Origin of the sequence: Sphingosinicella soli, assembly GCF_014199685.1 — a bacterium.
Lineage (GTDB): Bacteria > Pseudomonadota > Alphaproteobacteria > Sphingomonadales > Sphingomonadaceae > Sphingosinicella > Sphingosinicella soli.
This window is the reverse complement of sequence record NZ_JACHNZ010000005.1, coordinates 20,090-43,892: the sequence shown is the minus strand read 5'-3', so window position 1 is coordinate 43,892 and position 23,803 is coordinate 20,090. Positions and strand designations below refer to the sequence as shown.

Sequence of the window (23,803 nt, the reverse complement as noted above, 5' to 3'; positions counted from 1 at the left end):
GGAGAACCCCGATGAGCCAACCGATCGACCGCCGCGCCTTCGCTGCCCTGGGCCTCGCCGGCGCCCTTCTCGCAACCGGCGCGCGCGCGCAGCATACCGCGCCTGCCGACGCGCCGGTCACGCAGGCGCCGAAGAAAACGCATATCACGATGCTGCTCTACCCCGGCACGACCGTGCTCGATTGGGTCGGCCCCTATGAAGCCCTGTGGCGGGTGCCGGGCATCGAGTTCGTCCTCGCGGGCAAAACCACCGAACTGATGAAAAGCGAAAGCGGCATCATCGACTACAAGGCCAATGTCGCGCTTGCAGACATTGATCGCACCGACGTGCTCATCATTCCCGGCGGCGCCAAGGGCGTGATGGATGCGGCGAACGATCCTGTCATCGCGGAGTGGGTCCGCCGCATCGACCGCACGACCACCTACACCGTCGGCATCTGCACCGGGTCGCTGTTCCTGTCCCAACTCGGATTGCTGAAGGGACGGCGCGCGACAAGCTACTGGAAATTTACCAACATGCTGGAAAGCGGCGGCGCGACGTTCGTGCCGGAACGCTGGGTGCGCGATGGCAAATACTGGACATCGGCGGGGGTATCGGCCGGAATGGACGCGACGCTGGCGTTGATCGCCGATCTTTACGGCCCCAAGCAGGCGATGATGGCGCAGCTCGCCATCGAATATGATCCCAAACCGCCGTTCGACGCGGGTTCGGTGCGAACCGCACCCAAAGACGTGATCGAAGCCCTCGGCGGCGTCGCGCCGCCGCACGCGCACTGACCTCGCGGGCGGGCCGCTGGCGATCCGGCGTCCGCCCTTCCCCTTACTTGCAGGATGCCGGTACGCCGTTTGGCGGAAAGGCGTTATTCTGTCTTAAAACGGTTGCAAATTTATCTCAACATTCGTAACAGAGTCTCACATTACGTTACATGGAGACGAACGGCAGTGATACTGGATCGGCAGATGGCAGCGGTTGGCAAGCTGGAGCGAATCACCGGGGGCGACGTGCTTGTCGCCGGTCTGCACCGTTGGGGCGTCGATACCGTGTTCGGCGTGCCGGGCGTGCAACTCGATGAATTGTTTGATGGATTGCAGCGCGGCGGCGGCGATATCCGCGTGCTCCACGCGCGCCACGAACAGGGCGCCGCCTATATGGCGCTCGGCTACGCGATGACGACCGGCAGGCCCGGCGTGTGCGCCGTCGTTCCCGGACCCGGCCTTTTGAATGCGGGCGCGGCGCTCTCCACCGCTTATGCCTGCAATGCGCGCGTCCTGTGCCTCACCAGCACCGTCAACAGCGCGATGATCGATCGGCGGCACGGCGCGCTGCACGAAATCAACAATCAGGACGGCCTGCTGCGCAGCCTCACCAAATGGAGCGCGCGCGCGACCCATGCGAGCGAGATTCCCGCACTGCTCGATGAAGCCTTCCGCCAGCTCCTCACCGGGCGTCCGCGCCCCGTGGCGCTGGAGGTGCCGCCCGATATTCTCGCCCAGACCGGCTTCTTCCCCTACCCCGATGCCAAACCGGCCCTTGCCAATCCCATCCCCGATCCCGATGCGATCCGGCAGGCGGCGCAGCTGATCGCCGGCGCGCGCAATCCGATGATCGTGGTCGGCAGCGGCGCGCTCGATGCGGGCGCCCCCGTGCGCCAACTCGCCGCGCTCATTCAGGCACCTGTGGTCAGCCGTCACATGGGGCGCGGCGTCGTGCGCTGGGATGACGATTACGCCCTGCCCGCCGCAGCGGCGCTGCCGCACTGGCCCGATGTCGATGTCGTCATCGGCATCGGCACCCGGCTCCAGCAGCTCCGCGAATGGGGCATGGGCGGCGATCTGAAGGTTATCCGCATCGATCTCGATCAGGCGGAGATCAACCGGGTCGCGCCGCCCGCCGTTTCCATCGTCGCGGATGCCGAGGAAGCCACCGGACTTCTGGTGGACGCGATTTCCGCGCTCGCCCCCTCGCCCGCCTCGCGCACCGCCGAATTCGCCGCAATCCGCGCCGCGTTCCGCGAAGAGGTCGCAGCCGAGATCCAGCCCCAGACCGGCATCCTCGATGTCATCCGCGCAGCGATGGACGAGGACGACGTCTTCGTCGACGAGATGACGCAGGTGGGCTACGCTTCGCGCTATGCGCTGCCGATCTATGCCCCCCGCACCTACGTCAATTCCAGCTATCAGGGCACACTCGGCTACGGCTTCGCAACCGCGCTCGGCGCGCAGGTCGGCGCGGGCAAGCGGCGCGTCATTTCCGTGAACGGCGACGGCGGCTTCATGTACACGATGCCGGAGCTGGCGACGGCGGTTCTGCACAAGATCCCGCTCATCGCCATTGTCTTCAACGACGGCAATTTCGGCAACGTCCGCCGCATCCAGTCCAGCAAATACGGCGGGCGCCATATCGCATCGCATCTGCACAATCCGGATTTCGTGAAACTGGCAGAATGCTTCGGCGCGACCGGTATCCGCGCCGAGGGTGCGGCCGGTCTCGCAAAGGCGCTGGAGGCGGCGAAGCAGGCAGACGGCCCCGTGCTCATCGAAGTGCCGATGGATCTTGAAAAGACCGCATCCCCCTGGAAGCACGTGCATGGCCGCAAAGTCCGCTGATCGCCGCCCGTCGGCGCAAACGACCGACATTCTCCGCACGCTCGTCGCCTTCCCCACGGTCAGCCGCGATTCGAACCTCGATCTGATCCACTGGGTCCGCGACTATCTGGATGGCTACGGCATCAAATCGACGCTCACGCAGGGCGCGCATCCGGGCAAGGCCAATCTGTTCGCCACCATCGGCAGCGGCGACGGCGGTATCGTCCTTTCCGGCCACAGCGATGTCGTGTCGGTGGACGGTCAGGACTGGAGCAGCGATCCCTTCACGATGGAGGAGCGCGACGGGCTCCTTTTCGGGCGCGGCACCAGCGACATGAAGGGCTTCATCGCCGCGTGTCTTGCCAAGGTTCCGGCGTTCCTTGCCGCGAACATGCGCGAACCGGTCCACCTCGCCATCTCGTTCGATGAAGAGGTCGGGTGCAAGGGCGCGGGCTACATGATCGACGAGATCGTCGCTTCGGGCGTGCGCCCGCGCGGCTGCATCGTCGGCGAGCCGACCTCGATGGAGGCGGTCATCGGCCACAAGACCGGAAGCGCCTACGGCTGCACGGTGCGGGGCCTGGAAATCCACAGCTCGCTTGCGCCGCGCGGCGTCAACGCGATCTTCTACGCAACGCGGCTCATCACCCGGATCGAGGCGATCGCCGCCCGGCTCGAAGCGCAGGAGCAGCGGCACGACGGCTATCCCGTTCCCTGGTCGACCCTCTCCGTCGGCGTGATCGAGGGCGGTCAGGCCAGCAACATCGTACCGGGCATGTGCCATTTCCGGCTCGATGTCCGCACCCTGCCGTGGACCGATCCCGAAGCCATCATCGCGGAACTGCGCGATTACGCCGATCGCGAGCTGCTGCCCGCGATGCAGGCGATCCATCCGGCCGCGTCCATCGAATTCCAGCGCAACGGGCTGGTGCACGGCTTCACGATCGAGGCGGACGCGCCGCTCACCCGCTATGTGCAGCGGCTCGCGGGAACGAACGCCCCGCCGGGCTTTGTCGCCTTCGGGTCGGAGGCGGGCCTGTTTCAGGCGCAGAACATCCCTTCGGTGCTCTGCGGCCCCGGCTCGATCGCGCAGGCGCACGCGCCCGACGAGTTCATCGCGCTCGAACAGCTCGCCCGCTGCGAGGATTTCCTGGATCGGCTCGCCGCCATTCCCTTCGAATAGCCGTCAGTCTTCGACCTTCGGCATCAGGGGCGAGACCGCCCCTTCGGCATACTCTTTCTGCAGCCGCTGCGCCGCGAAGCGGACCTGCGCGAGCAGTTCCTCGTCCGGCTCCGGCATCAGCAGCGATGACGACAGGATCAGCCCGATGGTGCCCGCGATCAGGCCGTCCGGCTCGAAGATCGGCGCTGCGACGCCCCCGAGGCCGGTTCCGCGCGGGTTGGCCTCGAAATCGACGCCGTAGCGCTTCAGGTTCGCGGCGACGCGCGGCGGTGTCGGCTTCTGGTTCTCGAAGAAATAGATCAGCCGCGCCGCCGGCGACGTCGGCAGCGTCAGCACCATGCCGGAATGGATCATGATCCCCGGCTCGAACTGGTTGTTGACCGAAGACACGACCATCGCCCCGCCCCGCGTGGGTGTCGCGAGCAGCGCAGTGTGTCCGGTCACCGTGAACAGATCCTGCAGAAACGGCCGGGCGAGCTGAACGATGTTGCTGCGGTAGACAGCGGCGCGCCCGAATTTCAACAGCTTGCGGCCGAAGACATACCCCTCGCCCTCGCGCGCGCGGTCCACCAGCCCCAGACGTGTCAGTGTCTGCAGATGCCGCGAAACCCGCGCCTTGGTCATCCCCAGCTGCCGCGCCATATCGGTAACACGCACCGTATCGGTCGCCTCGGTCAGCACCTCCAGAATCTGGACCGTGACCTCCACGCTCTTGACGCGGGCGGACCCGATGTCGTCATCCGTCTCTTGTGTCTCGCTCATGCTGCCCCCTACCACCGCTCGCCGCACAAAGCGAGAACGGGATCGAAGGTCAATTGTCGAGCGATGACAACCTTGGTCCTAAGCCCCTTGCGGGCTCGGCTCGCCGCTGAAGCCGCGCTTGCCGGTCTTGGGGATCGCGCTGACACCCGTTGAACCGCCCGAGGGTCTGGCGCGCGCGCCGCGGTCGCGGTCCACGCCCTCGCCCGCCAGAAGCGCCTTGATCTCGTCGCCCGAGAGCGTTTCGTATTCAAGCAGCGCCTGCGCGAGCGTGTGCAGCTCCTCGCTGTGTTCGGTGAGCAGGCTCTTCGCGCGCTCGTAGCCCCGCATGACGATCGCCTTGATCTCGTGGTCGATCAGCTGCGCGGTCTGCTCCGACACGTTCTGCGTCTTCGTCACGCTGTGGCCGAGGAAGACCTCTTCCTGGTTTTCGGCGAGCTTCATCGGGCCGAGCTTGTCGGAAAGGCCCCACTGCGTGACCATGCTGCGCGCAAGATCGGTCGCGTACTGGATGTCCGACGACGCGCCGGACGACACCTTGTCGTAGCCGAAGATGAGTTCCTCCGCGACGCGCCCGCCCATGGAAACGGCGAGGTTCGCGTGCATCTTGTCGCGGTGATAGCTGTACTGGTCCCGCTCCGGCAGGCGCATGACCATGCCGAGCGCGCGGCCGCGCGGGATGATCGTCGCCTTGTGGATCGGGTCGGACGCCTCTTCGTGCACGGAGACGATGGCGTGGCCGGCCTCGTGATAGGCGGTCATCTTCTTCTCGTCTTCGGTCATGATCATGGAGCGGCGCTCGCTGCCCATCATGACCCTGTCCTTGGCCTCCTCGAACTCGGCCATGCCGACAAGGCGCTTGGATTTGCGCGCCGCCGTCAGCGCCGCCTCGTTGACGAGGTTCGCAAGATCGGCGCCCGAAAAGCCGGGCGTGCCGCGCGCGATCGTGCGGCTTTCGACGTCGGGCGCGAGCGGCACCTTGCGCATGTGCACCTTCAGGATCTTCTCGCGGCCTTCGATATCCGGGCGCGGCACGACGACCTGGCGGTCGAAGCGGCCGGGGCGCAGCAGCGCGGGGTCGAGCACGTCCGGGCGGTTCGTCGCGGCGATGATGATGATGCCTTCGTTGGCGTCGAAGCCGTCCATCTCGACGAGGAGCTGGTTCAGCGTCTGTTCGCGCTCGTCGTTGCCGCCGCCGAGACCGGCGCCGCGATGACGGCCGACCGCGTCGATCTCGTCGATGAAGATGATGCACGGCGCGGACTTCTTCGCCTGCTCGAACATGTCGCGCACACGGCTGGCGCCGACGCCGACGAACATCTCGACGAAATCGGAGCCCGAAATGGTGAAGAACGGTACGTTCGCTTCGCCCGCGATGGCGCGCGCGAGCAGCGTCTTGCCGGTGCCGGGCGAGCCGACGAGCAGCGCGCCCTTAGGAATCTTGCCGCCGAGACGCGAAAAGCGGCCCGGATCCTTCAGGAAGTCGACGATTTCCTCAAGCTCCTCGCGCGCTTCGTCGATGCCCGCGACATCGTCGAAGGTGACGCGGCCCTGCTTTTCGGTGAGCAGCTTGGCGCGGCTTTTGCCGAAGCCCATCGCGCCCTTGCCCGCGCCGTTCTGCATCCGCTGCATCACGAAGATCCAGATGCCGAGGATCAGCAGGAACGGCAGGATGTTGATGAGGATGGCGGCGAGCAGCGAGCGGCTTTCCTCCGGCTGCGCCTTGAACTTGACCCCGGCGGCTTCCAGCCGCTCGACAAGGCCGGCATCGCCGGGCGAATAGGTGCTGAACATCTCGCCGCTCGTCAGACGACCGGCGATGTCCTGCCCGCGGATATCGACCTCGCGCACGGCCCCTTCGTTCACCTTGGTGATGAACTCGGAATAGGCGATCTGCTGAACCGCGCCCTGCGATTGCGGGGCGTTGTACATGGAAACGAGCACCACGACCGCAAGCATGATGACCGCCCACATGGCGAGGCTTTTGCCCCAGGGTCCGGTCGGCGGCTTCTTGTTCTCGTCCATCGGGTTCGTCGTCTCCGAAAAATGTTACTGCTAAGATAGGCACGGCGGCGTTAACGACAACAGCTATTCGGTGCCTATTTGCGTGGATGCGCGCATTTTTCGCGGCGGTTCGGGCCGGAAGCGCCACAAAGGCCCGCCCTCCGCGCGCACCCCGCCCAGCGTGCCGCCTTGCCCGGCAAGCAGGCGCTGCAGCGCCGGGCCATCGGGCTCGACGCCGCGAATCTCGCGAAAGGCTCTCAGCACGAGCCGCCGGACCAGTTCGGCGGGCAGCCCGCGCGTATCGACCGCAATCGTGTCGCCCGTCGCGCGTGCGCGCCCGGCCCAGGCTTCCTGCGCCGTCCACTCCAGCGCGGCTTCGGCCTCGGCGAGATGGGCGGCGGTCGCAGCCGCGCCGCCTGCGTCGATCCCTCCCCCCGCAAGCATCGCGCGCGCGCCGGTTCGGTCGTAGGCCTCGCTGCGATTGCTGGGATCGTCGATCGCAACCAGCCCCGCCGCCTCCACCAGTGCGACAAGATCGGCCTTGCGCGCGCCGAGCAGCGGACGAAGCAGCGTTACCGCGTGCCCCTCCACCGCGCGCCGCGCGCGAATGCCCGCCATGCCGCCGAGCCCGCTGCCCCGCGACAGGCGCATCAGCAGCGTTTCGGCCTGATCGTCGCCGTGGTGCGCCGTCATCAACCATGGGACACCATGGAAATCGCACCAGTCCGCCATCGCTGCGTAGCGCGCGCCGCGCGCGGCGGCCTGCACGCTGGCCGCGCGCGGCACATCGACCGCGAGCGTCACATGCGGCACGCCGAACCCCGCGCAGATCGCGGCGACATGGCGCGCCTCGTCCGCCGCTTCCGGCCTCAGTCCATGATCGACGGTAAGCGCTGCGGCATCGAAACCGGCGCGGTGCGCGAGGAGCAGCAGCGCCAGACTGTCCGGCCCGCCCGAAACGGCAAGCGCGACCCTGCCGCCGACATCGGGCGCGAGCGCCGCGACCGACGCGCGGAAGCGTTCCGGCGTCAGACCGGCCTCAGCCGCAGCGCGCTGCCGAGCGGGCATCCACGAGCTGCGTGCGCAGCGTTTGCGAGAGGGTTTTGCCGTAACTCGCCTCGAGCTGGTCATACGCCTCGCATGCCTTCTGCGGACTCGGCGGCGAAAACGCCATCAGCGACCTGCCGAGCCAGAGCAGGCTCTCGGAGGCGCGTTCGCCTTCCGGGCGCTTCTGGTAGTTTTCAAGCAGCGTACGCGCCGCCTGCACCGGCTGGTTCTGCGCGAAATAGGTGCGCCCCAGCCAGTATTGCGCGTTGCTGGCGCGCGCATGCCTGGGATTCTTCTCGATGAAGGCGGAGAGCGCCTTTTCGGCGCCGGGATAATCCTTGGCGGTCACGAGACTGTACGCGGCGGTATATTCCTGCTCCGGCGTCAGCGCCGCTGCGGGCGGCGCAGCGGCGGCAAGCGCGCCGGGGGGCGGAAACACGCCCTCCGTACCCGCCGCAGCAGCCGCACCGGGCGCACCGGGCGCACCGGGCGCACCGGGCGCGGCAACCGGCGGCGCGCCGCCTTCCAGCGTTGTCAGCCGGAACTCGGCATCGGTCTTGAACTTCTCCAGCGCCGCTTCGAGCTGACGGACCTTGAAGCTGTTTTCCTCCATTTGCCCGGTCAGCGCGGTAAGCTGGTTTTCCATCGAATCGACGCGGCGCGAAAGATCGCTCAGCGGATTGGATGCGGGCACGCCGGGCGTCACGACCGGCGCGGCGGGCGCCTGAATCTCCGCTTCGAAATACTCCCTGGAGCCCGCCGGAAACACCTTGCGCTGCACGGCGCGCATTTCGCTCTCGAGCTTTTTCACGCGGCCTTCGACCTGCTGGGCGGTCTGCGCGGCAGCGGGCAGCGCGGGAAGCAGCAGCGGCATGGAGAGCAGAAGCAGAAGTTTCAGTTTCATAAGACTTTCCCGACGATTGAACGCGCAGTGCCAGCCTAGCGGCCCGCACCTTGCCTGAATCTGAAGCGCATCAGTTCGCCCGAGGCTGCCCGCGCGCCGCAAGCCCTGCCGCAGTCAGCGGCACGTCCCGCACCGTCTGCGTCGCGGCGCCGAGCGGCGGGATCGCGGTGCCCCCGACCGTGACGTCGAGCGCGCCTGCGCGGCCGGTCCAGAGCAGAAGATCCTGCCGATCAGCCGGCACGTCGTAGCGGTCGCCCGCCGCCATGACGCCCTGGAATACGGCACGGCCCGATCCCGCCTCGTAAATTCTGACCCACGCATCCTCGCGCGCATTCACCACAATTGCGCCGCTGGTCGGCGCCGGGGGTGCGGATGTTGCCGTCGCGTCCGCCGCTGCGACGGCTGCGGGCGTTTCCGCCGTAGCAGGCGGCGGCACCGGCGGCGTATCCATCGCGACGGTCGCGCCGCCGTCCGATCCGGCAGGCGCTTCCACGACCGCAGGCTCTTCATCGCCGCCGAACCAGCCGAGGCCCCACGCGGCGACGGCAAGCGCCAGGAGGCCGAGCAGCACAAGACCGAGCAGCGCAGCGGCGCGCGTCGGCACGCGGCCGTCTTCAATGGGTTCATGATCCATGGTCGGGACGACGCGGTCGGGCTTCGTCGTTTCGCGGCGAAACTGTTCGACGGCGGTATCCGAATCGAGGCCGAGGATCCGTGCGTAGGATTTCACGAACCCGATCGTGTAGGGCAGCGCCGGCAGCGTATCGTGCTTGCCCTCTTCGATGGCGGTGAGATGACGCATCGGCACGCGCGTCTGGTGCGCGATATCGGCGAGTTCCCGGCCAAGCTCCAGCCGCCGCGCGCGCAGCACCTCACCGATGTGGCGCGCACCGCCGAGTTCGATACCGTCCTGCGTTTCCAGCTCGTCGCTCACCAAAACCCTCCGAACATACGCCTACTTGCCCAATTGCCACGTTCGCGCGCGGCCCCGCCGGTGTCAACGCGCTTCATCGCAGCGTTGCCTCAACCAACAGCGATGCCGCGGCTCGACGCATACTCGGTCAGCGCGGCGCGAACATCGGTGCCGCGCCGCAGCCAGCCTTCCATTTCGTGCTGAAGCGGCGCCAGCGCGAGCGAACGGATCATCGCCTTCATCGGGCCGATGCCAGCAGGCGTGATCGACAGACGCTCGATGCCGAGGCCGAGCAGCGCCAGCGCATCGAGCGGACGCCCGCCCATCTCGCCGCACACGGTGACGGGACGGCGCGCCGCACGCGCCTGGTCCGATACGCGCTTCAGGAAGCGCAGCAGCGATACGGACAGCCAGTCGTAGCGGTCGGCAAGTTTGGGGTTGGCGCGGTCCGCCGCGAACAGGAACTGTGTGAGATCGTTGGTTCCGATCGACAGGAAATCGATGCGCGGCAGCAGCAGATCGAGCGATTCCGCGAGCGCAGGCACCTCCAGCATGCAGCCGAACTCGATCTTCTTGGGAACCGCGCGGCCGCGCGCGACCATGCGCGAAAGCTGCGCCTCCACGAGCGTGCGCGCCTCGTCGAACTCCCACGGTTCGGAAACCATCGGGAACATCAGGCGCAGCGTTCGTCCGGCGGCGGCATCAATGAGCGCGCGCGCCTGCACCTTCATCAGCCCGTCGCGTTCCAGCGCAAGGCGGAGCGCGCGCCAGCCGAGCGCCGGGTTTTCCTCAACCGTGTCGCCCATCATGTAGGGCACGGCCTTGTCGCCGCCGATATCGACGGTGCGGAACGTCACCGGGCGGTCGCCCGCCGCATCGAGCACCGACTTGTAGAGCCGCGTCTGTCGTTCGCGGCGCGGCAGCGTCGCCGAAACGAGGAACTGGAATTCGGTGCGAAACAGCCCGATGCCGTCGGCGTTCGTGATGTCGAGCGCTTCAAGATCCGAACTCAGGCCCGCGTTCATCATCAGGCTGATGCGCGCGCCGTCCACGGTGACGGCCGGAAGATCGCGAATTTTCGCATATTCGGCCTGGCGCCGGGCCTTCAGCGCCACCTGCTCCTCGAACTGGTGGACAACAGGCTCGCTCGGCCGCACGAACAGCGCGCCGCGCTGCGCATCAAGCAGCAGCGGATCGCCTTCGAAGATCGTGGTGCGCAGATCCTTCACCCGCCCGAGCACCGGAATGCCCATTGCGCGCGCGATGATCGTGACGTGGGCGGTAAGCGAGCCTTCTTCCAGCACCACCCCGCGCAGGAAGCTCTTGTCGTATTCCAAAAGCTCGGCGGGGCCGAGATTGCGGGCGATCAGGATCATGTCCTGCTGCATGCCCCGCTTCGCCGCCGTATCCATCTGGCCCGAAACGATCCGCAGCAGGCGGTTCGAAAGGTCGTCGAGGTCGTGCAGGCGCTCCTGAAAGAACGGGTCTTTCGTGGCGCGCATGCGCGAGCGCGTCTTCATCTGCACGCGCTCGATCGCCGCTTCGGCGGTAAGGCCGCTGTCGATCGCCTCGTTGATCCGCCGGGACCAGCCCTCGTCGTAGGCGAACATCTTGTAGGTCTCGAGAATCTCGTCGTGATCGCCCGGGGCGGCGAAATCGGCCTGCCCCATCATGTTGTCGATCTGCTCGCGCATCTTCTCGAACGCGGCATAGACGCGCGTGCGCTCTGCCTCCGTATCCTCTGCGACCGTGTGCTCCACGATCACGCGCGGCTGGTGGAACACCGCCTGCCCGCGCCCCACGCCTTCCACGAGCTTGAGCCCGGTCATGCGCGCCGGGCGGCTTTCGCGTTCCCGCGCCTGCTGCACCGTCTGGGCATCGACCAGACCCGCCGACGCGATCAGTTCCGACAGCACCATCGCGGTGGTCTGCAGCGCTTCGATCTCGACATCGGCGTATTCGCGCGGATCGACATGCTGCACCGCAAGCACGCCGATGGCGGTTTCCTGCCGGATGATCGGCACGCCTGCAAAGCTGTGGAAGCTCTCCTCGCCGGTTTCCGGCTTGTAGGCGAAGTCCGGGTGCGATTTCGCTTCGGCAAGGTTGAGCGGTTCGCGCGTCGTCGCGATCGTACCGACGAGCCCCTCGCCCACGGCAAGCCGCGTGACGTGCACGGCGGACTGCGCGAGGCCGCGCGTCGCGAAGAGTTCAAGGACACCGTCGCGAAGCAGATAGATCGAGCACACTTCGGACGAAAGCGCGTCCGCGACGATATCGACGACGCGGTTCAGCTTGGCCTGCGCGCCCGCCTTGGTGGCCATGACATCGTGGAGGCGCCGCAGGATTTCGCGCGCGGCGCTGGTAGCCGAGACGTTCCTCTCGGCGGTCATGCAGCCTGTGCGCCGCGGCGCGCAAGCGCTGCTGCCGCTTCGCTGACCAGTTCGTCGATGATCGCCTGCACCGGTTCCTCGCGTTTCACCATGCCGACCGACTGGCCCGCCATCAGCGAACCGTTGTCGATATCGCCGTCTACCACAGCGCGGCGCAGCGCGCCTGCCCAGTAATGCTCGATCTGGAGCTGGGCCGCATTCATGTCGACCGCACCGGAATCGAGAAGCACGGCAACCTCGCGCTGCTTGGCGCTGAACGCCTCGGTGCCGGCGTTCTTGAGCGCGCGGACGGGGATCACCGGCAGGCGCGGATCGATCTGCACGCTTGCAACCGCATCGCGCGCGGCGGCGCGGATGAACGCCTGCTTGAACTTCGGATGCGCGATGCTTTCGGTCGCGCAGACGAAGCGCGTGCCGAGCTGCACGCCCGCCGCGCCCATTTCAAGGAACGCCGCAATCGCTTCGCCGTGGCCGATGCCGCCCGCGACGAACACCGGCACATCGGTGATATGGGGCAGGATTTCCTGCGCCAGCACCGTCGTCGACACGGGGCCGACATGGCCGCCCGCCTCGGTGCCCTCGATGACGAGCGCATCGACGCCCGAGCGCACCAGCTTCTTCGCGAACGCCAGCGCCGGGGCAAAACAGATGAGCTTGGCGCCCGCCGCCTTCACCGCCTCGATCGCCGGACCGGAGGGAATGCCCCCCGCGAGCGCGATATGGCCGACCTTCTCCTCGGCGCAGACCTGGATCAGCTCCAGCAGCGCGGGGTGCATCGTGATGAGGTTGACGCCGAAGGGCTTCACGGTCAGCGCGCGCGTCGCAATGATTTCCTCGCGCAGCCGCGCCGGGTCCATCGCCCCGCAGGCGATCATGCCGAAGCCGCCCGCGTTCGAAATCGCGGAAACGAGGCTGCGTTCCGAAACCCAGGTCATGGCCCCGGCCATGATCGCATGGCGCGTGCCCAGAAACGCGCAGCCGCGCGCCATCAGCGTGTCGAGGCGATCACGCCCGCCGCTCACGCAGCGACCCCGGCAGGTTCGGACGTGTCGTCGAGGCCGTAGGCGGTGTGCAGCACGCGCACGGCAAGCTCGGTATATTCCTCGGCGATCAGCACCGAAATCTTGATCTCGGACGTGGTGATCGCCTTGATGTTGATGCCCCGGTCGCCGAGCGCCTTGAACATGGTGAGCGCGACGCCCGCGTGGCTCTTCATGCCGACGCCGACGACGGAAACCTTGCAGACGTTGTCGACGGCTTCCAGCGCGCTGTAGCGGATCGTGTCCTTCGCCTTCGTCAGCTCGTCCATCGCCCGCGCCAGCTCGGTGCGCGGCACCGTAAAGGTCACGTCGGTATGGCCGCTTTCGCGCGCCACGTTCTGCACGATCATGTCGACGTTGATGTTCGCGGCGGACAGCGGCTCGAAGATGTGCGCGACGACGCCGGGCGTGTCGGGCACGCGCGTGACCGTGACCTGCGCCTCGTTGCGGTTGTACGCGATGCCGGTGATGAGTTCCTGTTCCACGCCTTCTTCCTCGTCCACAACGAAGGTGCCGGGGGCGTCGGTGAACGACGACAGCACCTGCACCTTGACCTTTTCCTTCATCGCAAGCTCGACCGAACGGGTCTGCAGCACCTTCGCGCCGACGCTTGCGAGTTCGAGCATCTCCTCGAACGTCACCGAATGGAGTTTCTTCGCTTTCGGCACGATACGCGGATCGGTGGTGTAAACACCATCCACATCGGTGTAGATATCGCAGCGATCGGCCTTCAGCGCCGCCGCCACCGCGACCGCGCTGGTATCCGAGCCGCCGCGACCCAGCGTGGTGACGCGGCCATCGTCGGTGACGCCCTGAAAACCCGGAACGACCGCCACGCGGCCCGTCGCCATGTCGGCGAGGACGGCGGTGGTGTCGATGTCGCCGATGCGCGCGGTCGAATGCGCGTCGGACGTGCGGATGGGAAGCTGCCAGCCGAGCCAGCTGCGCGCGGGCACGCCGATCGCCTGCAGCGTGATCGCCAGCAGCCCCGACGTCACCTGCTCGCCCGAGGCGACGACGACGTCGTATTCCGCCGTATCGTGCAGCGCGGCGGCCTCGCGGCAGAAGCCGACCAGGCGGTCCGTCTCGCCCGCCATCGCCGAGACGACGACCGCGACCTCGTTGCCCGCTTCCACTTCGCGCTTCACGCGCGCGGCGACGTTGCGGATACGTTCGATACCCGCCATCGACGTACCGCCGAATTTCATCACGATCCGGGCCATGGTCTGGCGCCTGTTCCTTTGTCACGTCCATGAAAACAACCCGGCCGGAACCGGCGGGGTACAAAAGCGGCGCCTTGATAGAAGCCGCCTTGCCCGAGTGCAAGCGCCTCGACTTGCCGCACCGCCGCCGACCCCTTATGCGTTCGCCATGACCGCCGCCTGGCCGCATCCGGAGCATTGCTGCACCATGAAATCACTCTTCCTCGGAACCGCCGTCGCGCTCGCGCTGGGCGCCGCTGCACCGACCCTCGCCGCCTCCAGGGGCGCAGGCCCCGACCCCGCGCTCGTCTCCGCCGTCGATATTCCCTACGAGCGCTTCACGCTTGCAAACGGCCTGCGCGTCATCGTCCATACCGACCGCAAGGCGCCGATCATCGCGACGAGCATCTGGTATCATGTCGGCTCGAAGGACGAGCCTGCGGGCAAGACCGGCTTCGCGCACCTCTTCGAACACCTGATGTTCAACGGCACGGAAAACTACAACCACGACTGGTTCGTGGCGCTGCAGGAAATGGGCGCGACGAGCTACAACGGCACGACGTGGTTCGACCGCACCAACTATTTCCAGAACGTGCCGACGCCCGGCCTTGAACGCATCCTGTTCCTCGAATCCGACCGCATGGGGCATCTTCTGGGCGCGATCGACCAGACCAAGCTCACGAACCAGATCGGCGTCGTGCAGAACGAAAAGCGACAGGGCGACAACCAGCCCTACGGCAAGACCGAATACCGCATCCTCGAAGGCCTGCTCCCCGAAGGCCACCCTTACCGCCACTCAACGATCGGCTCGATGGAAGACCTCTCCGCCGCCTCGCTCGAAGACGTGAAGACGTGGTTCCGCACGTGGTACGGCCCCAACAACGCCGTGCTCGTGCTCGCGGGCGACATCGACGCGGCGACCGCGAAGCCGCTCGTCGAGAAATATTTCGGCGATCTTCCTGCCGGTCCCGCCGTCGAGCGCCGCCTGCGCGCCTGGGTGCCGGAACGCAGCGAGACCGTGCGCGAAACGATGGAGGATCAGGTCTCCAACACGCGCATCTACCGCGTGTGGGCGGTGCCCGGCCTCAACGATGCCGACGCCCAGAACCTCTCGATCGCCGCGGCAACGCTCGGCGGCGGGGGCAGCTCGCGGCTTCACAAGGATCTCGTGCGCGACAAGCAACTCGCCATCGGCGTCTCCGGCTATCTGCAGTCGTTCGAGGCCGTCAGCCTGCTGCAGATCGAGGTGGACGTGAAGCCGGGCGTGAACCCGGATACCGTGAACGCCCGGCTCGACCAGCTTCTCGGCGAGTTTCTCGCCAAGGGTCCGACGAAGGACGAGGTCGGCCGCGTCGCGATGCGCGCGGTTTCCGGCACGATCCGGGGCCTCGAAGCGGTCGGCGGCTTCGGCGGCAAGGCCGTGACGCTCGCGGAAGGGGAGCTTTATTCGGGCGATCCGCAGAAGTTCAAGAAAGACCTTTCCGCCTATGTGAACGCCACCCCCGCAAGCGTGCAGGCCGCCGCGAAGCGCTGGATATCGAAGGGCGACTACCAGCTCACCGTCTATCCCTACGGCGCGCTCCAGCAGGTCGCGGGCAAGGGCATCGACCGTTCGAAGCTGCCTCCCGTGGACGGCGCGCCCGCGCTCGAATTCCCGGCCGTAGAGCGCGCGACGCTCTCGAACGGCATCGAGGTCGTGTTCGCGAAGCGCGACACCGTGCCGGTCGTCAACCTCTCGATGGTGTTCGATGCGGGCAACGCCGCCGACGCGCGCGACAAGCTCGGCACGCAGTCGCTGATGCTCTCGCTGCTCGATGAAGGCACGGCGAAGCGCACCGCCATCCAGATCGCCGAGGAAGAGGAGCGTCTGGGCGCCGACATCGGCGCGAGCGCAGGCAACGACACCACCGAAATCTCGCTCTCGGCGCTTTCCACCAACCTCGCGCCCTCGCTCGATCTGTGGGCGGATATCATCCGCAACCCGAAGTTCGACCCCGCCGAGCTGGAACGCGTGCGCGGCATCCAGATCGCCGGGATCGCGCAGGAGGAAAGCCAGCCGCAGACGCTCGCGCTGCGCCTGCTGCCGCCGCTCATCTACGGCGCGGCGCACCCCTACGGCGTGCCGCTCACCGGCTCGGGCACCGTGGAGGGGGTCAAGGCGGTCACGCGCGAAGACCTCGTCGGCTTCCACCAGACCTGGCTGCGCCCCGACAATGCCACGATCTTCGCGGCGGGCGCGACGACGATCGGCCAGCTCGTGCCGCTCCTCGAAAAGACCGTCGGAACATGGTCCGCCCCGTCCACGCCGAAGGGCGCGAAAACCTTCACGACCGCAAGCCCGCCTGCCGCCAGCAGGATCATCCTGATCGATCGCCCCGGCTCGCCGCAGTCGTTCATCCTCGCGGGCTACCCGCTCGCGCACAAGGGCACGGACGACAACCTCGCGCTCACCACCGCGAACACTCCGCTCGGCGGCGTGTTCACCTCGCGGCTCAACATGAACCTGCGCGAGGACAAGGGCTGGTCCTACGGCGTTTCCACCGCGATCTCGCAAACGTCGGAGCAGATGCCCTTCTACGTGTTCGCCCCCGTGCAGGCGGACAAGACCGGCGCGGCGCTCACCGAACTCCGCACGGACATCACCGCCTACGTCACCGACAAGCCGATCACGCCCGAGGAGATGAAATCGACTCTCGCGTTCCTTTCCGGGCGGCTGCCGGGCGCCTACGAATCCTCGTCCGCCGTGCTCGATGCGCTGCAGACGAACGCCCGCCTGAAGCGCCCCGATGATTATCAGGTGACCTACGCCGCAAAACTGAACGCGCTCACCCGCGAACAGATGATCGCGGCGGCGAAGGCCAATATCGACGTGAACAGGCTGCTCTGGGTGATCGTCGGAGACCGGCGACAGGTGGAGCCGCAGCTGAAAACTCTTGGACTCCCGATCGAGGTGAAATGATGAGCAAGATTGAAACGGGTTACGCAGATTATACGCACGCGGGCACGACGTTCGAGGCCTATGTCGCCCACACCGGCGGTACGCACAGGCGCCCCGTCGTCCTCGTCGCGCACCAGTGGGCGGGCCAGTGTCCGCACGAATGCGAGCGGGCCGATCTGCTTGCCGAAGCCGGCTACGTCGGCATCGCGATCGATACCTACGGCAAGGGCGTGCGCGGCACGGTGGGCCAGGACAACAGCGCGCTGATGAGCCCGCTGATGGCGGACCGCGCGCTGCTGCGCGACCGGCTGCTCGCCGCCGTGGAGTTCGCCAAATCGCACCCCCTCGCCGATCCGTCGCGCATCGCGTTCACCGGCTTCTGCTTCGGCGGCCTGTGCGCGCTCGACGTGGCGCGCAGCGGCACGAAGGATGTGGCGGGCGTCGTCTCGTTCCACGGCGTCTATCCGCCGCCGAACCTCGGGCCGCAGGGGCCGATCCATGCGCAGGTGCAGGTCCACCACGGCTGGGAAGACCCGCTCGCCCCGCCGCAGGACGTGCTCGGCCTTGCGAAGGAGCTGACCGACGCGGGCGCCAGGTGGCAACTGAACGCCTACGGCGACACCGTCCACGCCTTCACCGCGAAGGGCATGAACAACCGCGAAGGCGGCGCGCAGTACAACGAGATCGCCGATCGCCGCTCGTGGCAGGCAACGCTGCTGTTCCTCGAGGAGATTTTCGCCTGAGGCGGATTTCCAGTCTCTGCGTGTTCCTCGGCTCCAGCCGGGGGGCACGCCCCGATTATGCGGACGCCGCGCATGGGCTCGGCACGGCGATGGCCGCGCGCGGCATCCGGCTCGTTTATGGCGGCGCGTCGATCGGCCTGATGGGCGTGCTCGCCGATGCCGTGCTTGCGGGCGGCGGTGAAGCCGTCGGCGTCATCCCGCAGGCGCTCGTCGATCACGAGGTCGCGCACCACGGCCTCACCCAGCTTGTCATCACCGGCTCGATGCACGAGCGAAAGGCGGAAATGGCAAGCCGCGCCGATGCCTTCGCGGCGTTGCCCGGCGGCGTCGGCACGCTCGAGGAGCTGTTCGAGGTCTGGACCTGGAGCCAGCTCGGCATCTTCGAAAAGCCCTGCGGGCTCCTGAACGTCGCGGGCTACTACGATCAGCTTGCCGGTTTCCTCGATCACATGGCCGCCGAGAAATTCGTGCGCCCGCAGCACCGGGGCATGCTCGCCGTGGCGGAAACACCCGACGCGCTGATCGACGCGCTGGAAACGTGGCAAGCACCGCTCGTCGAGAAATGGATCGGCCTCGAACAGAGCTAGACACCCTTTTTTTCTCCCCTCCTCTTCAGGGGAGGGGTCGGGGGTGGGGCGTATCCACAAGCCCGGCGTCGCGGAGCGGCACCGCCCCTCCTCTTCAGCGGAGGGGCTTCAGAATTCGCACACATCGGCATTTACAGCGAGAATTGACCCTGCTATCGCGCGCCGCGATGTCCATGACGATGAAAACGATTAGCACCAAGCCGGTCCGCGCTCGCGGGGCGGTCTTGTTCGTGCTGACGGTTTAACCGGCAAGCCAGCAGGACAGAGCCCCGCCGAAGCGCGGGGCGGCCTGGATTTCCCAAAGCCACGTACCCCGCGCCTCTGCCATACAACAGGAGACGCAGTTCACATGACCAAACCCCTTCCCGCCCGCCCCAGCGTCGGCATCGTCGGCGCGACCGGCCTCGTCGGCGGCATGATGCTCGACATTCTCGCCGAGCGTGACTTCCCGCTCGCCTCGCTCCGCCTGTTCGCGTCCGCGCGGTCGCGCGGCAAGGCGATCCCCTTCCGCGGCAACGACGTTGTGGTGGAAGACGCCGATACCGCCGATTTCGCGGGTCTCGACATCGTGTTCTTCTCGGCGGGCGGCTCGACCTCGCGCACGCTGGCGCCGAAGGCCGCAGCAGCAGGCGCGGTCGTCATCGACAACAGCTCGGCATGGCGCAGCGACCCCGACGTGCCGCTCGTCGTTGCCGAGGTGAACCCGGAGGCGCTGCGCGATATCCCCAAGGGCATCGTCGCCAACCCGAACTGCACGACAATGGCCGCGATGCCCGTGCTGAAGCCGCTCCACGCGGCGGCGGGCCTGAAGAGCCTGGTCGCCAGCACCTATCAGGCCGTCTCTGGCGGCGGCATGGCGGGCGTCGAGGAACTGCACGAACAGATCGTCGCGGGCGCTGCGGGCAGCGATGCGCTCGCGCGCGACGGCGCCGCCGTGGACCTCGGCGAGCCCCGCAAATGGGCCGTGCCGATCGCCTTCAACGTCGTGCCGCTGAACTACGTGCTCGGTGAGGACGGCTACACCGAGGAAGAAGCCAAGCTCCGCGACGAAAGCCGCAAGATCCTGAACCTCCCCGCCCTCACCGTCTCGGGCACCTGCGTGCGCGTGCCCGTGTTCAGCGGCCATGCGCTCTCAATGAACGTCGCGTTCGAGCGTCCGCTGTCGGTCGCCGACGCGCTGAAACTGCTCGAAGCCGCGCCGGGCGTGGTGGTGACGGACGTGCCCAACCCGCTCGAAGCCACCGGCAAGGATCCGGTATTCGTCGGCCGCGTCCGCAGCGACCCGACCGTCGACCACGGCCTCGCGCTGTTCGTCGTCGGCGACAATCTCCGCAAGGGCGCGGCGCTCAACGCCGTGCAGGTCGCGGAAGTGCTGCTCGAACAGGCACGCTGATTGCATGGGGAGCATCGGTGCGGCATCATCCGCGCCGATGCTCCCCGCCATCATCACCCGCTGGTTCGATGCGCGCGGCTGGCGCGTGCGGCGGCATCAGGCGGAGATGGTCGTCGCCGCCGAGGCCGGGCAGCACGCGCTGCTGGTGGCGGCGACGGGCGCGGGCAAGACGCTCGCGGGCTTCCTGCCGACGCTCGCCGACCTCATCCAGAACCCCGCCGAAGGGCTGCACACGCTCTACGTCTCGCCGCTGAAGGCGCTCGCGGCGGACGTCGAGCGCAACCTGCTCGCCCCGATCGCCGAAATGGGCCTGCCCATCCGCGTCGAAACGCGCACCGGTGACACGTCCTCCGACAAGAAAGCCCGCCAGCGCACCGCGCCGCCGCATATCTTGCTGACCACCCCCGAATCGCTGTCGCTGCTTCTGTCCTACCCGGACAGCGCGCGCACGTTCGCCGGGCTCAGGACCATCGTGATCGACGAGGTCCACGCCTTCGCAAGCGGCAAGCGCGGCGACCTGCTGGCGCTCGCGATCGCGCGGCTGCAGGGCCTCGTGCCCGGCCTGCGCCGCGTCGCGCTTTCCGCCACGATCGGCGACCCGGAGGATTACCGCCGCTGGCTGGCGCCGGGCGAAAACGTCGCGCTCGTCGCCGGCGAACCGGGCGCGAAGGCGAAGATCGAGATCCTGACGCCCGAGGGCCGCGTGCCGTGGTCCGGCCATTCGGGGCGCTACGCGGCCGAGCAGGTGTACCGCGAAATCGAGCGGCACCGGCTCACGCTCGTGTTCTGCAACACGCGCAGCCTCGCCGAGCTGGTGTTCAACGACCTGTGGGCGGTAAACGAGGCGACGCTCCCCATCGGTCTCCACCACGGATCACTGTCGAAGGAGGCGCGGCAGAAGGTGGAGGGCGCGATGGCGGACGGGCGGCTGCGCGCGCTCGTCTGCACCGCCAGCCTCGATCTCGGCGTCGATTGGGGCGACGTCGATCTCGTCGTCCAGATGGGCGCGCCCAAGGGTTCGTCGCGTCTCATCCAGCGCATCGGCCGCGCCAACCACCGGCTCGATGAAGCGAGCGAGGCGATCGTCGTACCTGGCAACCGCTTCGAATATCTCGAAGCCCGCGCCGCGCTCGACGCCATCGACGCGGGCGAGCTGGACACCGAACCCTGGCGCCCCGGCGCGCTCGATGTTCTCGCCCAGCACCTGATGGCCTGCGCCTGCGCCGACCCCTTCGACGCGGACGCCATGTTCGCTGAAGTGCGCCGCGCCGCGCCTTATGCCGCGCTCACCCGCGAGGAATTCCACCGCGTCCTGCACTTCGTGGCGGACGGCGGCTACGCCCTGCGCGCCTACGACCGCTACAAGCGCCTCACGCAGAACCCGGACGGGCGCTGGCGCGTCAGCCACCCCAATCTCGCGAAGCAGCACCGGCTGAACGCGGGCATCATCGTCGAGGCCCCGATGCTCGACGTGCGCTTCGGCAACGGGCGCAGCCTCGGCCGCGTCGAGGAATATTTCGCCTCCACGCTTTCGCCGGGCGACACGTTCCGCTTCGGAGGCCTCGCGCTGGAGGTGGAGCGCATCATCGACACCGACCTCATCGTCAGCGCCACGCGGCGCGCGGCGATGATCCCGAGCTACATGGGCGCGCGCCTGCCGCTTTCCACGCACCTTGCCGAGCGCGTGCGCGGTTTCCTCGCCGACCCTGCGCAGTGGCGGCGCTTCCCGCCGGATGTGGCCGAATGGCTGGAGGTGCAGCAGATCCGTTCCGTGCTGCCGAAACCGGGCGAACTTCTGATCGAGACCTTCCCGCACGACGGCCTCCACCACATGATCGCCTACAGCTTCGAAGGCTGGAACGCGCACCAGTCGCTCGGCATGCTGCTCACCCGCCGCATGGAGACGCTCGGCCTGCAACCCACGGGCTTCGTGGCGAACGACTATGCGCTGGGTGTCTACGGCCTGAAGGAAGTGCGCGACCCCGCGCCGCTCTTCTCGCCCGACATCCTGGAGGACGAGCTTGCCGAATGGGTCCAGACCTCGCACCTGCTGAAGCGCGCGTTCCGCGAGGTCGCGGTGATCGGCGGGCTGATCGAACGCCAGCATCCGGGCAAGCGCAAATCCGGCCGTCAGGTCACCTTCTCCACCGATCTCATCTACAACGTGCTGCGCAAATACGAGCCCGATCACATGCTGCTGCGCGCCGCGTGGGAGGATGCGCGCCTGCGCCTCACCGACGTCGCCCGCCTCGCGAACCTGCTCGACCGCGCCGCGGGCAGCATCGTCCACAAGCGCCTCGACCGCGTGTCCCCCCTCGCGGTGCCTGTGCTGGTGATGATCGGGCGCGAAAGCGTCGCGCAGGGCCTTGCCGACGACGCGCTGCTCATCGAGGCGGAAGCGCTCGCCCGGCAGGCCATGCACATCGTTGTTGAGAGGCCCGATGTCGCGTAAGCTGCGCGGCAGGGAAGGAACGTGTCATGCACGCCTTGGCAATCGCCGTTCTGCTCGCCGGCGGGGCCGCCGAACCGGCGCCGTCTCCGCCTGGTGCCGCCGAAACCGTTGATTTCAGCGCCGACCGGTCGCTCCGCATGACCGTGCCGGTCAGCATCGGCGGGCGTGGGCCCTTCGATTTCGTGGTGGATACCGGCGCCGAGCGCACGGTCCTTTCCGAAGAGCTTGCAAACACCCTCGGCCTCGGGCGCACCGGCAGCGCGAACGTCCACAGCATCAGCGGCGTCGGGCGGTTCGAAACCGTCACCGTGCCGTCGCTGTCAGTGACGAACACGCCCGTGCGCAACGTGCGGGCGCCGCTTTTCCGGCGCGGCGATCTCGGCGCCGAAGGTCTGCTCGGCGTCGACAGCCTGCAATCGAAGGCGATCCTCATCGATTTCGCGCGGCAGACGATCGTCATCACCCCCGCATCGAAAACGCCCGACCTCGAAGCCGACGACGACAGCACCATCGTCATCCGCGCGCGCAGCCGCCTCGGCCGCCTGATCCTTGCCGATGCCGCCATCGGCCACCGCAGGATCGCGGTGGTGATCGATACCGGCGCGGAACACAGCGTCGGCAATTTCGCGATGCGCAAGGCGGCGGTGAAGCGGGGCAAGGCGTCGCTGCTGATCCCCACCACGCTGCACGACGTGGCGGGCGGCTCGGTTCCCGCCGAAATCGCGCTTGTCGACGACATGCGGCTCGGCAGCGTGACGCTGATGGGCATGCCGATCGCCTTCGCCGACCTCCCGGTGTTCCGTCAGCTCGGTCTCGACACGCGGCCCGCCATGCTGCTCGGCATGAACACGCTGCGCGCGTTCGAGCAGGTCGCGGTGGACTTCGCAACGCGCAAGGTGCGTTTCGTCGTGCCGGGCGGCGGCAATCGGGAGACGGACACGCGGATCGCGGCAGCCGCCCCTTGATCGCGCAGCCACGCCGGGGCATAGCCGAAGGCATGGTTCCCCTTTCGTTCGCAGGCCACGAGATGGTTCCGCTCGCTGCGGGCGCGCTCTGGTGGCCTGCGCGCCGCGCGCTTCTGGTCGCCGATCTTCACTTCGAGAAGGCCAGCTGGTTTGCGCGTTTCGGCCGGATGCTGCCGCCCTACGACAGTTTGCAGACGCTGTGCGGGCTTGAAGCGCTCATCGCGTCAACAGGCGCGCAGACGCTCTGGTGCCTCGGCGACAGCTTCCACGACGCGGAGGGCCCTGCCCGGCTTTGCGGCAGCGCGCTTGAACTGTTGCACACGCTGCAGAGCCGCATCGACTGGGTGTGGATCACCGGCAACCACGACCTGAAGGCAGGCGGCCTCGGCCTTGCCCGAACCGAGGTCGAGGTGGACGGCATCGTGCTGCGCCACGAAGCCGAGCCCGCATCCGCGCTTCCGGAGATCAGCGGGCATTTCCACCCGAAAATCCGCGTTCAGGGACGCGGGCGCGCGGTCAGCCGCCGCTGCTTCGTGATGTCGGAGCGAAAACTGATCCTGCCTGCGTTCGGCGCGCTGACCGGCGGACTTGCCGCGAATCACCCCGCGATCCTGAACGCCGCCGGGCGCCCGGCCATCGCCCTTGTGCCGACACAGGACCGGCTGCTCAGGTTTCCGCTCGCCGCCTGAAACGCCCGC

18 protein-coding genes are annotated in these 23,803 nt (G+C 67.5%); 10 read left to right on the top strand and 8 right to left on the bottom strand.

Going from position 1 to position 23,803, the window contains the following annotated elements; all coding sequences use genetic code 11:
* Window positions 1-11: 11 nt before the first annotated feature.
* The 3 genes from GGQ98_RS03330 (at window position 12) to argE (ending at window position 3,768) form a co-directional block, all read left to right on the top strand.
* Window positions 12-776 carry a DJ-1/PfpI family protein gene (locus GGQ98_RS03330; protein WP_184065098.1) on the top strand — a complete coding sequence of 255 codons (765 nt, stop codon included), beginning with the start codon at window positions 12-14 and terminating at the stop codon, window positions 774-776.
* A gap of 183 nt (window positions 777-959) precedes the next feature.
* The gene (locus GGQ98_RS03325; protein ID WP_207791231.1) at window positions 960-2,606 is read left to right on the top strand and encodes a thiamine pyrophosphate-dependent enzyme; all 1,647 of its coding nucleotides are present in this window, start codon (window positions 960-962) and stop codon (window positions 2,604-2,606) included.
* A complete protein-coding gene (gene argE, locus GGQ98_RS03320) occupies window positions 2,587-3,768 on the top strand; it encodes an acetylornithine deacetylase (protein WP_184065095.1) in 1,182 nt (393 codons plus the stop codon). The genes GGQ98_RS03325 and argE overlap by 20 nt, the downstream gene beginning before the upstream one ends.
* A gap of 3 nt (window positions 3,769-3,771) precedes the next feature.
* Here the strand turns inward: argE and GGQ98_RS03315 are convergent, their stop codons facing one another.
* The 8 genes from GGQ98_RS03315 to GGQ98_RS03280 all read right to left on the bottom strand — a co-directional run bounded on the left by GGQ98_RS03315 (window position 3,772) and on the right by GGQ98_RS03280 (window position 14,048).
* On the bottom strand, window positions 3,772-4,530 hold the full coding sequence (locus GGQ98_RS03315) for an IclR family transcriptional regulator (protein WP_184065092.1): 759 nt from the start codon (window positions 4,528-4,530) through the stop codon (window positions 3,772-3,774).
* A gap of 78 nt (window positions 4,531-4,608) precedes the next feature.
* Window positions 4,609-6,552, bottom strand: coding sequence for an ATP-dependent zinc metalloprotease FtsH (ftsH, locus tag GGQ98_RS03310; RefSeq protein ID WP_184065089.1), 1,944 nt, complete (start codon window positions 6,550-6,552; stop codon window positions 4,609-4,611).
* A 63-nt stretch (window positions 6,553-6,615) separates the two neighbouring features.
* The gene (gene tilS, locus GGQ98_RS03305) at window positions 6,616-7,599 is read right to left on the bottom strand and encodes a tRNA lysidine(34) synthetase TilS (RefSeq protein WP_184065086.1); all 984 of its coding nucleotides are present in this window, start codon (window positions 7,597-7,599) and stop codon (window positions 6,616-6,618) included.
* On the bottom strand, window positions 7,571-8,482 hold the full coding sequence (locus GGQ98_RS03300) for a tetratricopeptide repeat protein (protein ID WP_184065083.1): 912 nt from the start codon (window positions 8,480-8,482) through the stop codon (window positions 7,571-7,573). Before GGQ98_RS03300 ends, tilS begins: the two co-directional genes overlap by 29 nt.
* Before the next feature lie 70 nt (window positions 8,483-8,552).
* Window positions 8,553-9,416 (bottom strand): RodZ domain-containing protein, encoded by an 864-nt coding sequence (locus tag GGQ98_RS03295; protein WP_184065080.1) that lies wholly within the window; start codon window positions 9,414-9,416, stop codon window positions 8,553-8,555.
* A gap of 89 nt (window positions 9,417-9,505) precedes the next feature.
* Window positions 9,506-11,785 carry a phosphoenolpyruvate--protein phosphotransferase gene (ptsP, locus tag GGQ98_RS03290; RefSeq protein ID WP_184065077.1) on the bottom strand — a complete coding sequence of 760 codons (2,280 nt, stop codon included), beginning with the start codon at window positions 11,783-11,785 and terminating at the stop codon, window positions 9,506-9,508.
* Window positions 11,782-12,774 (bottom strand): NAD(P)H-dependent flavin oxidoreductase, encoded by a 993-nt coding sequence (locus GGQ98_RS03285; protein WP_184065235.1) that lies wholly within the window; start codon window positions 12,772-12,774, stop codon window positions 11,782-11,784. The genes ptsP and GGQ98_RS03285 overlap by 4 nt, the downstream gene beginning before the upstream one ends.
* 29 nt (window positions 12,775-12,803) lie before the next feature.
* On the bottom strand, window positions 12,804-14,048 hold the full coding sequence (locus GGQ98_RS03280) for an aspartate kinase (protein WP_184065074.1): 1,245 nt from the start codon (window positions 14,046-14,048) through the stop codon (window positions 12,804-12,806).
* Window positions 14,049-14,235: 187 nt separating this feature from the next.
* On the opposite strand from GGQ98_RS03280, the gene GGQ98_RS03275 reads away from it, so the two are divergent.
* The 7 genes from GGQ98_RS03275 to pdeM all read left to right on the top strand — a co-directional run bounded on the left by GGQ98_RS03275 (window position 14,236) and on the right by pdeM (window position 23,794).
* Window positions 14,236-16,986 carry a M16 family metallopeptidase gene (locus GGQ98_RS03275; protein ID WP_184065071.1) on the top strand — a complete coding sequence of 917 codons (2,751 nt, stop codon included), beginning with the start codon at window positions 14,236-14,238 and terminating at the stop codon, window positions 16,984-16,986.
* The gene (locus GGQ98_RS18120) at window positions 16,986-17,708 is read left to right on the top strand and encodes a dienelactone hydrolase family protein (RefSeq protein WP_207791230.1); all 723 of its coding nucleotides are present in this window, start codon (window positions 16,986-16,988) and stop codon (window positions 17,706-17,708) included. The genes GGQ98_RS03275 and GGQ98_RS18120 overlap by 1 nt, the downstream gene beginning before the upstream one ends.
* 20 nt (window positions 17,709-17,728) lie before the next feature.
* Window positions 17,729-18,295, top strand: coding sequence for an LOG family protein (locus GGQ98_RS18115; RefSeq protein WP_341534120.1), 567 nt, complete (start codon window positions 17,729-17,731; stop codon window positions 18,293-18,295).
* 349 nt (window positions 18,296-18,644) lie between these two features.
* Window positions 18,645-19,688 (top strand): aspartate-semialdehyde dehydrogenase, encoded by a 1,044-nt coding sequence (locus GGQ98_RS03265; protein ID WP_184065068.1) that lies wholly within the window; start codon window positions 18,645-18,647, stop codon window positions 19,686-19,688.
* Between the two features lie 4 nt (window positions 19,689-19,692).
* Window positions 19,693-22,140, top strand: coding sequence for a ligase-associated DNA damage response DEXH box helicase (locus GGQ98_RS03260; RefSeq protein WP_243451667.1), 2,448 nt, complete (start codon window positions 19,693-19,695; stop codon window positions 22,138-22,140).
* Window positions 22,141-22,166: 26 nt separating this feature from the next.
* The gene (locus tag GGQ98_RS03255) at window positions 22,167-23,105 is read left to right on the top strand and encodes a retroviral-like aspartic protease family protein (protein ID WP_184065054.1); all 939 of its coding nucleotides are present in this window, start codon (window positions 22,167-22,169) and stop codon (window positions 23,103-23,105) included.
* A gap of 32 nt (window positions 23,106-23,137) precedes the next feature.
* Window positions 23,138-23,794, top strand: a complete 657-nt coding sequence (gene pdeM, locus GGQ98_RS03250) for a ligase-associated DNA damage response endonuclease PdeM (RefSeq protein ID WP_184065051.1) — start codon at window positions 23,138-23,140, stop codon at window positions 23,792-23,794.
* The last annotated feature ends 9 nt before the right edge of the window (window positions 23,795-23,803 follow it).

Excerpts from the sequence above, each read along its gene's own strand:
- GGQ98_RS03330 (WP_184065098.1), top strand. The coding sequence starts at position 12 with ATGAGCCAACCGATCGACCGCCGCGCCTTCGCTGCCCTGGGCCTCGCC.
- GGQ98_RS03325 (WP_207791231.1), top strand. The coding sequence starts at position 960 with ATGGCAGCGGTTGGCAAGCTGGAGCGAATCACCGGGGGCGACGTGCTT.
- argE (WP_184065095.1), top strand. The coding sequence starts at position 2,587 with ATGGCCGCAAAGTCCGCTGATCGCCGCCCGTCGGCGCAAACGACCGAC.
- GGQ98_RS03315 (WP_184065092.1), bottom strand. The coding sequence starts at position 4,530 with ATGAGCGAGACACAAGAGACGGATGACGACATCGGGTCCGCCCGCGTC.
- ftsH (WP_184065089.1), bottom strand. The coding sequence starts at position 6,552 with ATGGACGAGAACAAGAAGCCGCCGACCGGACCCTGGGGCAAAAGCCTC.
- tilS (WP_184065086.1), bottom strand. The coding sequence starts at position 7,599 with ATGCCCGCTCGGCAGCGCGCTGCGGCTGAGGCCGGTCTGACGCCGGAA.
- GGQ98_RS03300 (WP_184065083.1), bottom strand. The coding sequence starts at position 8,482 with ATGAAACTGAAACTTCTGCTTCTGCTCTCCATGCCGCTGCTGCTTCCC.
- ptsP (WP_184065077.1), bottom strand. The coding sequence starts at position 11,785 with ATGACCGCCGAGAGGAACGTCTCGGCTACCAGCGCCGCGCGCGAAATC.
- GGQ98_RS03285 (WP_184065235.1), bottom strand. The coding sequence starts at position 12,774 with ATGGCGCGCGGCTGCGCGTTTCTGGGCACGCGCCATGCGATCATGGCC.
- GGQ98_RS03280 (WP_184065074.1), bottom strand. The coding sequence starts at position 14,048 with ATGGCCCGGATCGTGATGAAATTCGGCGGTACGTCGATGGCGGGTATC.
- GGQ98_RS03275 (WP_184065071.1), top strand. The coding sequence starts at position 14,236 with ATGAAATCACTCTTCCTCGGAACCGCCGTCGCGCTCGCGCTGGGCGCC.
- GGQ98_RS18120 (WP_207791230.1), top strand. The coding sequence starts at position 16,986 with ATGAGCAAGATTGAAACGGGTTACGCAGATTATACGCACGCGGGCACG.
- GGQ98_RS03265 (WP_184065068.1), top strand. The coding sequence starts at position 18,645 with ATGACCAAACCCCTTCCCGCCCGCCCCAGCGTCGGCATCGTCGGCGCG.
- GGQ98_RS03260 (WP_243451667.1), top strand. The coding sequence starts at position 19,693 with ATGGGGAGCATCGGTGCGGCATCATCCGCGCCGATGCTCCCCGCCATC.
- GGQ98_RS03255 (WP_184065054.1), top strand. The coding sequence starts at position 22,167 with ATGCACGCCTTGGCAATCGCCGTTCTGCTCGCCGGCGGGGCCGCCGAA.
- pdeM (WP_184065051.1), top strand. The coding sequence starts at position 23,138 with ATGGTTCCCCTTTCGTTCGCAGGCCACGAGATGGTTCCGCTCGCTGCG.